The organism is uncultured Tessaracoccus sp., assembly GCF_947255005.1.
Taxonomy (GTDB): Bacteria; Actinomycetota; Actinomycetes; order Propionibacteriales; family Propionibacteriaceae; genus Arachnia.
In genome coordinates, this window is record NZ_CAMYFI010000069.1 from 1 (window position 1) to 11,701 (window position 11,701).

Consider the following 11,701-nt stretch of genomic DNA (forward strand, 5'->3'; position numbering starts at 1 on the left):
CGCGCAGGGAACAGTCACTTGCGGCTACCCTTCGGTCGAACCACCTTCGTGGCGAGCCAATCGTCGGCGACGTTCGCCGTCGATGTGAGGCTCAGCCCTGCGATGGTCACACCCTCCTGTACGGAGGCCGCATCGATGTACCCCTGACGCCCAACCTTCGGCGTCAGTAGCCAGATGTAGCCGTCGTCGGCCAGATCTGGCATCGCATCGACGAGGCCGTCAACGACGTCACCGTCCTCGTCGCGCCACCAGAGAATGACGACGTCAACAGCCTCGAGGGCTTCCTCGACCATGTCGGCGTCAATGATGTCCATGATGTCGTCACGAAGATCTTGATCGACATCCTCGTCCCAGCCGAGTTCTTGGACAATCATGTCGGTGTTCAGCCCCAGCAGCTCTGCGCCGGCGACTGCTTCGGATCCGTGCTCCTTGCCTTTTGTGATAGCCACGCCCCTAGCCTGCCAGATGACGAGGTCGGCTTCCATCACCCCACCCCAAAATACGGAATCGAGTCTTGCCCCGACGGTGGTTCACTCCTCCTCGTCGACGTGACGGCGTCCGAGCGCCGCCGGACCATGGACGAGGGGCCACCCAACGTCATGGGCAGCCCCTCGTACGATTCGCAGATGTGCAAAGTTAGGCGTCGCCGCCGGCGTTACCAGATTCGCCAGCCGTGACGTCTTGGATCCGGTACTGCTCCGCGGCGCGTTGCGGCCAGTCGGCAGGCACCTCGCCGGCAGCGGCAAGACGCTGCAGCACACGCACCGCGATCGAGGGACCGTCGATGTTGAAGTAGCGACGGGCAGCCGCGCGGGTATCGGAGAATCCGAACTCGTCACAACCGAGCACGGAGTAGTCGCGAGGCACCCAGGGGCGAATCAGGTCGGGCAGCATCGTCGAGAAGTCAGTGCTAGCCACAATCGGGCCCTCGGTGTCAGCGAGCTTCTGTTCCACCCAGGTGCGCTCATCGTTGCTGGGATCGTCGAATTTCTTCTTGTCCAGCTCCTTACCTTCGCGACGCAGCTCGCCCCACGAGGTGACCGACCAGACGTCGGCGACAACACCGAAGTCGCGCTTCAGCAGCTCCTGCGCCTCGAGACCCCACGGGGCAGCGACGCCTGAGACGAGGATCTGAGCACGACGTGCGTTCTCGTCAACCCCGTCGAAGCTGCCCGGGCTCAGCAGGTACATGCCGCGGAGGACACCTTCAACGTCGAGGTTCTCGGGCTCCTTGGGCTGCCGAATGGGCTCGTTGTACACCGTGAGGTAGTACATGATGTCTTCGGGGTTCTCCCCGTACATGCGCTCCAGGCCTCTGCGCACGATATGCGCCGTCTCGTAGGAGTAGGCCGGATCGTAGGCGACGACCGCCGGGTTCGTGGCGGCCAGCAGCGGGGAGTGGCCATCCATGTGCTGCGTGCCCTCGCCCGTCAGCGTGGTGCGCCCCGCGGTCGCGCCGATGAGGAATCCACGAGCGAGCTGGTCGGCGGCAGCCCACATTGCGTCGCCAGTGCGCTGGAAGCCGAACATTGAATAGAACACGTAGATGGGCACCATGGGTTCGTTGTGCGTGGCATACGAGCTGCCGGCTGCGGTGAAGGCCGCGACGGAGCCCGCCTCATTGATGCCGGTGTGGAGGATCTGGCCGTCCTTCGCTTCCCGGTAGCTGAGGAATAGCTCGTGGTCAACTGGCACATATTTTTGGCCGTGCGGATTGTAGATCTTGATCGTGGGGAAGAAAGCGTCCATCCCGAACGTACGCGCCTCGTCGGGAATGATGGGCACCACGCGCGACGCGAAGTCTTTATCGCGCATGAGGTCTTTCAGCAGTCGGACGAACGCCATGGTCGTCGCCACTTCCTGCTTGCCCGAACCCTTGCGCGCGGCTTCGTACGCCTTGTCGCCAGGCAGGGAGATGAACTTGCGGTCGCCGCGACGCTCGGGCAGGTAGCCGCCCAACTGGCGACGTCGCTCCTGGAGGTACTTGATGCGGTCGTCGTCCTGGCCGGGGTGGTAGTACGGCGGCAAGTACGGGTCGGATTCGAGCTGCTCGTCAGAGATGGGCAGCTGCACTCGGTCGCGGAGATTCTTGAGATCGTCCAGCGCTAACTTCTTCATCTGGTGCGTGGCGTTGCGTCCAGCGAAGTGCTTGCCCAAGAAGTAGCCCTTAATGGTGTGGGCGAGGATCACCGTCGGTGCGCCGGTGAACTCGGTGGCAGCTTTGTAGGCCGCGTACACCTTCTGGTAATCGTGGCCACCGCGCGAAAGGCGCCACACGTCCTCGTCACTCCAATCCTTGACCATCGCGGCGGTGCGGGGATCGCGCTCGAAGAAGTGCTTGCGCACGTAGGCGCCGTCGTTGGCCTTGAAGGTCTGGAAGTCGCCATCGGTGATGGAATTCATGAGGTTGAGCAGCGCGCCTTCGGTGTCGCCCGCGAGCAACGGATCCCATCCGCGCCCCCACACCACCTTGATGACGTTCCAACCCGCGCCGCGGAAAAATGCCTCAAGCTCCTGGATGATCTTCCCGTTACCGCGTACGGGGCCGTCGAGACGCTGAAGGTTGCAGTTCACGACGAAGGTGAGGTTGTCAAGTTCCTCATTGGCGGCAAGCTGCAGCGCGCCGCGCGATTCCGGCTCGTCCATCTCGCCGTCACCGAGGAACGCCCAGACATGCTGCTGCGACGTGTCTTTGATGCCGCGATTATGCAGATAGCGGTTGAACTGCGCCTGGTAGATGGCGTTGATGGGGCCCAGGCCCATCGATACGGTCGGGAATTCCCAGAAGTCCGGCTTCTGGCGCGGATGCGGATAAGAAGGCAGACCCCGCAGTTCGCCGTCAACGTAGTGGGAGTGCTCCTGGCGGAAGCCGTCGAGGTCGTCCTCGGTGAGGCGTCCGGCGAGATAGGCGCGGGCGTACATGCCCGGGCTGGCGTGACCCTGGAAGTAGATCTGATCGCCGCCGCCTGGGTGATCCTTGCCGCGGAAGAAGTGGTTGAAGCCAACCTCGTACAGCGTCGCTGACGACGCAAACGACGAGATGTGTCCGCCCACACCGATGCCAGGGCGCTGCGCGCGGTGCACCATGATGGCCGAGTTCCAGCGCAGGAGGCGACGGATGCCGCGCTCGAGATCTTCGTCGCCGGGGAACACAGGCTCCTTGTCGGCAGGAATGGTGTTGACGTAGTCCGTGCCGACAAGCGACGGCACGCCGATGTGGCTTTCGCGTGCGCGTTCGAGCAGTTTTAGCATCACGTACCGGGCCCGGTTGCGCCCGCCGTGCTCAATGACGGCATCGAGTGATTCCAGCCACTCCGCGGTTTCTTCGACGTCGGAGTCGGGCAGATTCGTGGGTAGACCGTTGATGATCGGTCCTACATCGTGCGTCACGTTGGGTCCTCTCTACCGACGCGGCGGCGTCGTTCGCTACTTGTCCACTCTCAGTGAGCCTAGCCTAAACCTCTGCAGAATCCCTCGAGTATGGTGACGGCTATGGGGCTCGAGATACGCGAGGCGCGCGCCGACGAATGGCGGCGGTACAAAACACTGCGTCTCGACATGCTGAGCGATACCCCCCGGGCCTTCGGACACACATTGGATCAAGTGCGTATGCAGCCTGAGACGTGGTGGCAGATTCGCACGAGTTCCCAACTCATGCCAGATTCAGGCTGGTTCGTCGTGGCCGGATCCGACGAATGGTTCGGGCAGATGTTGACGCGCAGTTTTGGTGAGCGCGCGTACCTCCTGGAGGTGTACCTCTCCCCCACGCTGCGCGGCTCCGGCTTGGCCAGCCGGCTACTCGCAAAGGCCGAGCAATGGGCGAGCGCGCGGGGGCACCGTCGGTTGTGGTTGGACGTGAACGAGCAGCAGGTTGCCGCACGCAGGTTTTACGAGCGAGAAGGGTTCGTGACGACGGGTGTGCGTCAGCCACACGAGTTGTTTCCCGACGACTACGAACTCGAAATGGTCAAGGAACTTCGCAGCTCGTAGCAAAAGATAGATGCTGCCGCGGCAACGTTGAGTGAGTCGATGCCGTCAGCCATCGGGATGCGCGCCCGGACATCGGCGGCTCGTTGCCAAGGCTCCGGAAGACCGTGACCTTCGTTGCCGAGCACGACGGCGATCTTGCCGCTGCGAGGCACCTCGTCGAGGGGGATCGAATCGTCGGAAAGGGTTGCCGCCACGAGGCGGAATCCCGCGTCCTGGATACGCCGAAGGTCAGCCATGTCGTCGTCCATGCGCCGCCATGGCAGTTGCAGCGCCGCGCCCATCGAGGCTTTGATGGCGCGGCGGTAAAGCGGGTCAGCGCACGTTTCGCTCACGACGACGCCTCCCCACCCCAGCGCTGCGCCGATGCGCAACAAGGACCCAACGTTCCAGTGGTCGACGAGGCCCTCGGCGACGATGATGCGGTCCGTGCGCAGCAGCGTCTCCCAATGGACGGGTGCGGGGCGGTGGAATGTGGCAAGCGCGCCACGGTGCACGTGGAAGCCACTCACCTGTTCGATCATCGCCTCGGAGGCGACGAAACAGGGCGCGTGAGTGGCGGCCAGTACGTCGTCGAGCTTCGCGCGCCACCGCTTCGTGAGCAGGAAGGCGCTTGGAAGCAAGCCCGCTTCCCAGGCGCGGTGGATGATCTTGTCGCCTTCCGCCACGAACAGCCCCCGTTCAGCTTCGAGTTTCGTGCGCAGCTGAGCGTCACGAAGGCTCGCGAACTCCGCGAGGCGTGGGTCGTGGACATCGTCGACAGGGATGATCATGTGGCCCCACAGTACAACTCCGCCACGTATCAAGGGCGCGGAGGACGGAGACCCCCGCAATCTTGACCGTTATCCTCCACGTGCGTGATGTAACCCCCTCATTCGATCACTTCTTGGCCGCGCGTGGAGGATAATGGTCACTTTTCTGCGATCACCGGCCCGCGTACGAATGCGCAAGGCTGATGAGAGTGCGCAGCGGATTGGTGCAGTCAGTGGCGCGAGGTAGAGTTGTCGGCCGTGTCCTCCGCCGGCTTTGAGCACCTCTCCCCCGCATACCCACAGCGGGCGGCTTGGGGTACCGCTCAAAGTTTGCGCGCCTGGCAGGCTGAGGCGCTTCAGCTCTACCACGAGCACGCACCACAAGATTTCCTGACCGTTGCGACGCCCGGCGCAGGCAAAACAACGTTCGCGCTCCGCGTCGCGAAGGACCTTCTCGAGCGGCGCGAGATCAAACGCATCATCGTTGTCGCCCCCACCGAACACCTCAAAGTGCAGTGGGCCGACGCCGCCGGCCGGGTGGGTATTCACCTCGACCCCGGTAACACCACGAAGCGCGGCCGCTCCAGGGAATACGTCGGCTCCACCATGACTTACGCCGGGGTTGCCATGCGCCCATGGGTGTACGAGGGCATCTGTTTGAGCCAGGACACCCTCGTCATCCTCGACGAAGTGCACCACGCCGGCGATTCCCTCAGCTGGGGTGACGCACTCAGGGAGGCGTTTGGCTACGCCAAGCGTCGCCTCATGCTCACCGGCACGCCGTTTCGCTCCGACGATAACCCCATCCCATTCGTCACCTACGACGAGCTCCCCGACGGCACCCGCATGAGCCACGCCGACTACACCTACGGGTATGCCGATGCGCTGAAGGACAATGTGGTTCGTCCCGTCGTCTTCATGAACTACGGCGGCCCGATGCGTTGGCGCACGAAGGCCGGCGACGAGGTGTCCGCGAATCTCGGAGAGCCCCTCACCAAAGACGTCACCGCGCACGCCTGGCGCACGGCGCTCGACCCGAAAGGCGAATGGATCTCCGCCGTACTGGCAGCGGCAAACACGCGACTGAGCGAAACCCGTCGGCACGTTCCCGACGCCGGCGGCCTCGTGATTGCATCCGACCAGACCACCGCACGCGCCTACGCTCGGGTCCTCGAATCGATCACCGGCGAGAAACCCACTCTGGTGCTCTCCGACGAGGCGAAATCTTCAGAGCGCATCGACGAGTTCAGCGCGGGCGAAAGCCGCTGGATGGTGGCTGTGCGGATGGTCTCTGAAGGTGTCGACGTGCCACGGCTCGCGGTCGGCGTCTACGCCACTGCCACCCAGACCCCACTGTTCTTCGCGCAGGCAGTCGGGCGCTTCGTCCGGCTGCGCCGCCGAGGCGAACTCGCCACGGTCTTCCTACCGACAGTGCCCATCATCCTTGCGCACGCCAGCTCGCTCGAGCGTCAACGCGATCACGTGTTGGGGCGTCCCAAGAACGACGACGAGGCGCTGTGGAGCGAATCTGAGGCCGAGATGGCCGAGGCGAATCGCGCTGAGAGTGCCGCCGACGAGCTTCTCGGCAGCTTCGAGGCGATGGAATCGAACGCCACGTTCGACCACGTCTTGTTCGACTCCCAACAGTACGGACTGTTCGCCGAACCGCAGTCGGCGGATGAACAGGAGTACCTGGGGTTGCCCGGTCTGCTCGACTCTGAGCAAGTCAGTGTGCTGTTGGCGGAACGTCAGCGCCGGCAACTGCGCCGTCGGGAACGTCAAACCAAACGCCAACCCGAGGTGACCCTGCATCGGGCCATGGCGGACCGTCGAAAGAAGCTGAACTCGTTGGTGTCCCAGTACGCGCGACTGCGCAGCGTCCCGCACTCGCATGTGCACGCCGACCTTCGACGCCAATGCGGCGGCCCACCACTTGCCAAGGCATCGAAGGATCAGGTGGAGGAGCGCATTCGCATGGTCAACGCATGGCTCTCTGGCGGTTCCGGCGGCCCGCGATAGGGTGGTCGAATGACTCCCCCCAGCTCGAAGTCGACCGCGACGCCAGCTCCCTCTGTGAGGGGCAAGGCTGCGCTCATCAAGCGTTTTCGCGCGGTGAGCAGTGGCATCAATACGGCCGTGATCGCAGCGCTCGACGAGAATTATCCATGGTTCAAAGGGCTCGACGCCGACTCGCGCTCCTGGATCTCCATGGTCGCCCGCACGGGCATCGACGGCTTCGTGAGCTGGTTTTCTGGAGAGCACTTCGACCCGGAAACCATCTTCGAGGCGGCGCCTAGGCTCATGGCTAGGCGCATCAACCTGGGTCAGACGGTAGACCTGGTGCGCACGACGACCACTGTCGTCGAGGAGCAGATTCGAGAGCTGCTGCCCCGCAATGATCGCCCGGCGCTGCAGGTGGCCATCCTCCAGTACACGCGCGAGGTGGCGTTCGCCGCAGCGGGCGTGTACGCCCGTGCAGCCGAGGCTCGGGGCGCTTGGGATTCACGCATCGAAGCCTCTGTCATCGACGCCGTTGTTCGCGGAGAAACGGACGAGTCCGTCATCTCACGAGCATCCACGCTCGGATGGCACAGCGAGAACAAGGTTGTGGTGTTGGTCGCCACGACGAAGCCCGATGAGGACATCGATCCGCTCCGACGGGCCAGCACCAAGGCTGGCTTCGACCTGCTCGCGACGGTGCAAGGCAAACGTCTCGTGTGCATCCTGGGTGGCCAGGCGGTGACGACCCCAGTGGAGACCGCGCGCGCCGTCGAACCGCTCACCGATCACTTCGGGGACGGACCCATCATCATCGGCCCCATCGTACCTTCCCTCGCCGACGCCAGCCGCTCGGCGAGGGAGGCCGCGTCGGGGTATCGAGCAGCACGTGCGTGGCCTGAAGGGCCGCGAGTCTTGCTGTCGTCCGATCTGTTGCCAGAACGGGCTCTGGCGGGCGACGGCCACGCCCGCCGCGTGCTGGGCGTCGACCTCTACGAGCAGCTGAATGCCCACCACGACCTGTTGGAGACTGTCGTCAATTTCCTCGACCACGGCTCGTCCATGGAGGCCACCGCGCGTGCCATGTACGTGCACCCCAACACGGTGCGTTACCGGCTGAAGCGCATCACGGAGATCACGGGGTATAACCCCTCCGACGCCCGCGAGGCGTACATCTTGCGCATGGCGGTCACCCTCGGTCGGCTGCACACGAAACATCAGTGAGTTTTTGGGAACTGCACAACTCGCCCATGCCGCGAATCGCCATTCGCCACGCTACTTTGTTGACTCTCTACAAACCACTCGGTTGTATTTTCGTGTTGGTCACTGCGCGTTCCGAGCGGTGGGATCGGGCAGAGTGAAAGGCGTGTTAGCAATCGTTGCGCCGGGTCAAGGCGCCCAGAAGCCAGGATTCCTCGTCCCTTGGCTCGAACTCGACGCTTTTGCGTCGACGCTCGCTGAGTTCTCCGAGGCAACCCAACTCGACCTTGCCTATTTCGGCACCGAAGCTGACGAAGATGCCATCCGCGACACCGCCGTTGCGCAGCCACTGCTCGTCGCTGCATCGGTGGGCGCCCAGCACGTGCTCGACGTCGAACCAGATCTCGTTGCCGGCCACTCCGTCGGGGAGTTCACCGCGCTTGCCCTCGCTGGCGTTGTCACCGACGCCGAAGCCGCGTCCTTGGTGACAGCCCGCGGGCGAGCCATGGCGGCGGCCGCCGCACAGCGCCCGACCGGCATGACCGCCGTCGTCGGAGGCGACGCCGACGAGGTGCTCGCTGCCATCGAAGCCGCGGGGTTGACCCCTGCAAACCACAACGGCGCGGGGCAGATTGTGGCGGCGGGCACCGTCGAGCAGCTCGAGGCCCTCGCCCAGCACCCTCCGCACCGCGCCAGGCTCATACCGCTGTCGGTTGCCGGCGCGTTCCACACGGTACACATGCAGCCAGCGGTCGAGGCCCTCGCGAAGGCTGCCGCCGAGATTCGGCCTCAAACCCCACGCATCACCTTGCTATCGAACCGCGACGGGGCCTTGGTCACCGACGGCACCGACGCCCTCGACCGCATCGTCCAGCAGGTGGCTCACCCGGTTCGTTGGGACCTGTGCATGGACACCATGCGTGCGCTCGGAGTGACCGGCATCCTGGAACTCACCCCGGCCGGAACCCTCACCCGCATCGCCAAACGCAATCTCCGCGACGCGGAAGTCTTCAATCTCAATACCCCCGATCAGCTCGACGATGCACGTGCCTTCGCACAGGCACACCACCGCTGAGGAATAGCCATGACCATCAACGTCCCCCAGGGATCGCAGTACAGCCGCATCATGTCCATCGGCGGCGCCCGTCCGAGCCGTGTCGTCACGAACGAAGAGATGTGCACGATGATCGACTCCACGCCTGAGTGGATCGAACAGCGCACGGGCATCACGCAGCGACGATGGGTTGGCGAGGGCGAAGATGCGCTCACGCTTGCGGAAACCGCGTCGACGAAGGCCCTCAACCGCGCCAACGTCAACCCTGCCGAGGTCGACACAGTCATCGTGTCGACGGTTTCGCACTACGCCCAGACCCCATCGATGGCGGCGATGCTCGCCGCCAAGCTCGGGATGTCGAACCCCGCCGTGTTCGACATCTCCGCAGCCTGTGCCGGCTTCAGCTACGCCCTCAACATCGCGGATTCCCTCGTGCGCGCAGGCACCGCGAAGCACGTACTCATCGTCGGCTCCGAGGTGTTGAGCGAGTACACCGACATCACCGATCGAACCACCGCGTTCCTCTTCGGCGACGGCGCCGGCGCCGCCGTAGTGGGTCGAAGCGACACCCCCGCGATTGGCCCGCCGGTGTGGGGCTCAAATCCAGCCGCGCACGAGGTGATCCAAATCGACGACTGGCGCCACACCGACTATCATCCGTACATCCACATGGAGGGGCGCGCCGTCTTTCGCTGGGCGACGACCGTGATCGCTGGGAAGGCTAAAGAAGCACTTGCGCAAAGCGGGGTCACCCCCGACGAACTTGACGTGTTCATCCCCCACCAGGCCAACAACCGGATCACCGATTCCATGTTGCGCCACCTAGGTCTCCCCGACGACGTCGTTGTTGCCCGAGACATCGTCGACATGGGAAATACGTCCGCGGCTTCCATCCCGCTGGCGATCGAGGGCCTGCTGGAATCTGGGCAGGCCAAGAGCGGGCAGATCGCACTCATCATCGGTTTCGGGGCGGGTCTGGTCTTCGGAGGCCAGGTCATCACCCTCCCGTGAACGTTGCACGACCACAACCCATAAAGGAGCCTTTCATGGCAAGCACTGAAGAAATCCGCACCACCCTCGCGGAGATCGTGAACGATCTCGCCGGCACTGCCGTCGAGGACGTACAACTCGACAAGTCGTTCGTCGATGACCTCGGTGTCGATTCCCTGTCGATGGTAGAGATCATCTACGAATGCGAAGACCGCTTCGGCGTCGAAATCCCCGACGAAGACTCCAAGAACCTGAAGACCGTGGGCGACGCCGTTGCCTACATCGAGAACGCGCAGCGATGAACACGTGGTGGGGCGCACCCGCTTGTAGCGCCCCACCCTCCCCCCTTTTTTCCTGAGCACTCCCTAGGAGCTTGTCATGAACACCCCCACCGTCGTCGTCACTGGTCTCGGCGCCACCACCCCGCTGGGTGCAGACGTCGCCTCCACTTGGGAGGGCATGCTCGCCGGGCGTTCCGGTGTACACAGCTTGCAGCATGACTGGGCTGCTGACTTGCCCACCACGATTGCTGCCGAAGTCGTGGGCGATCCCGTCGAGGTGCTTCCCCGCGTCGAGATCCGCAAGCTCGACCGTTCCACCCAGCTCGCAATCATCGCCGCCCAACAGGCCTGGCAGGGCGCCGGTTTTGAATTCCAACCCGACAACGCAGTCGATGGTGATCGTCTCGGCGTGTGCGCAGCCACGGGCATCGGCGGGCTCGATACCATCATCGGCCAGTGGGACGTGTTGAAGGAGAAGGGCATACGCCGTGTGTCCCCCTTCACGATCCCCATGCTCATGGCCAACGCTCCCGCGTCGAATATCGGGCTGCGCATCGGTGCCCGTGCTGGCGTTCACACGCCGGTCTCAGCGTGCGCTTCCTCCAACGAAGCCATCTCGCTGGGTATCGACATGCTTCGCCTCGGGCGCGCGGACATCGTCGTCGCAGGCGGTGCTGAAGCCGTGATTCATCCGTTCGCGATGGTGGCGTTTGGGCAGATGCAGGCGCTGTCTCGTCGCAACGACGACCCTATGCGCGCCTCCCGCCCCTGGGACGTGGATCGCGACGGCTTCGTTATGGCAGAAGGTGCGGCGATGCTGGTGTTGGAGACCCTCGAGCACGCGAAAGCACGCGGTGCGACGATCTACGGCACCCTGCGCGGGGCCGGTATCACCGCTGACTCACATGACTTGGTGCAACCTGACCCGGACGGGTACGGGCAGTCGCAGGCCATGATCAAGGGGCTTCGCGAGGCAGACCTCAGCCCCGTCGACGTAGTGCACGTGAACGCTCACGGCACATCAACACCGCAAGGCGACATCACGGAAGCTGGCTCCATCCGCACCGCGCTGGGCGAGAACACGCAGGCGGTGGTGACGTCAACGAAGTCCATGACCGGCCATCTCCTCGGTGGGGCGGGCGCGCTCGAGACGCTCGCGAGCGTACTCGCGTTGCGTCACCGCGTGGTGCCGCCGACGATCAACCTCGAGAAGGAGGAGCCGGGCCTCGGCATCGACATCGCCAAGGAGCCGCGTCCCCTTCCCGACGGCGATCTCGCCGCCGTGAATAACTCTTTCGGGTTCGGCGGCCACAACGTCGCCATCGTCTGCACGAACGAACACATCACCGACTAGGCACAAAGCCCCCGCGTCGAGCGCGGGAACGCGTCACACCACCTGGTGGAGCCAACGCACGGGAGCGTCTTCGGACGCGTGGCGG

General features: G+C 64.1%; 10 protein-coding genes. 7 read left to right on the forward strand and 3 right to left on the reverse strand.

Translation table 11 applies throughout. From position 1 onward, the window contains the following. Nucleotides 1-14: 14 nt before the first annotated feature. Together Q0X61_RS11270 and aceE are read right to left on the reverse strand one after the other, a co-directional pair. Nucleotides 15-449, reverse strand: a complete 435-nt coding sequence (locus Q0X61_RS11270; protein ID WP_297742709.1) for a DUF3052 domain-containing protein — start codon at nt 447-449, stop codon at nt 15-17. A 187-nt stretch (nt 450-636) separates the two neighbouring features. Next, nucleotides 637-3,390, reverse strand: a complete 2,754-nt coding sequence (aceE, locus tag Q0X61_RS11275; RefSeq protein WP_297742710.1) for a pyruvate dehydrogenase (acetyl-transferring), homodimeric type — start codon at nt 3,388-3,390, stop codon at nt 637-639. 90 nt (nt 3,391-3,480) lie between these two features. Between aceE and Q0X61_RS11280 the strand changes: the two genes are divergently transcribed. Beyond that, on the forward strand, nt 3,481-3,990 hold the full coding sequence (locus Q0X61_RS11280; protein WP_297742711.1) for an N-acetyltransferase: 510 nt from the start codon (nt 3,481-3,483) through the stop codon (nt 3,988-3,990). Here Q0X61_RS11280 and Q0X61_RS11285 read toward each other — a convergent pair. Then, nucleotides 3,951-4,760: an RNA methyltransferase gene (locus Q0X61_RS11285; RefSeq protein ID WP_297742712.1), complete on the reverse strand. Its 810-nt coding sequence runs from the start codon at nt 4,758-4,760 to the stop codon at nt 3,951-3,953. The genes Q0X61_RS11280 and Q0X61_RS11285 overlap by 40 nt on opposite strands. Nucleotides 4,761-4,997: 237 nt before the next feature. Between Q0X61_RS11285 and Q0X61_RS11290 the strand changes: the two genes are divergently transcribed. The 6 genes from Q0X61_RS11290 to Q0X61_RS11315 all read left to right on the forward strand — a co-directional run bounded on the left by Q0X61_RS11290 (nt 4,998) and on the right by Q0X61_RS11315 (nt 11,616). Next, entirely contained in the window at nt 4,998-6,758 is a 1,761-nt protein-coding gene (locus tag Q0X61_RS11290) for a DEAD/DEAH box helicase (RefSeq protein WP_297742714.1), read from the forward strand. 9 nt (nt 6,759-6,767) lie between these two features. After that, nucleotides 6,768-7,961, forward strand: a complete 1,194-nt coding sequence (locus Q0X61_RS11295) for a CdaR family transcriptional regulator (RefSeq protein ID WP_297742716.1) — start codon at nt 6,768-6,770, stop codon at nt 7,959-7,961. Nucleotides 7,962-8,103: 142 nt separating this feature from the next. Then, complete coding sequence (locus Q0X61_RS11300; protein ID WP_297742718.1) at nt 8,104-9,012, forward strand: ACP S-malonyltransferase; 909 nt, start codon at nt 8,104-8,106, stop codon at nt 9,010-9,012. Between the two features lie 9 nt (nt 9,013-9,021). Next, entirely contained in the window at nt 9,022-10,002 is a 981-nt protein-coding gene (locus Q0X61_RS11305) for a beta-ketoacyl-ACP synthase III (RefSeq protein ID WP_297742720.1), read from the forward strand. A gap of 35 nt (nt 10,003-10,037) precedes the next feature. Further along, a complete protein-coding gene (locus Q0X61_RS11310) occupies nt 10,038-10,283 on the forward strand; it encodes an acyl carrier protein (RefSeq protein WP_297742722.1) in 246 nt (81 codons plus the stop codon). A 76-nt stretch (nt 10,284-10,359) separates the two neighbouring features. Beyond that, entirely contained in the window at nt 10,360-11,616 is a 1,257-nt protein-coding gene (locus tag Q0X61_RS11315; RefSeq protein ID WP_297742724.1) for a beta-ketoacyl synthase, read from the forward strand. Nucleotides 11,617-11,701 lie beyond the last annotated feature (85 nt).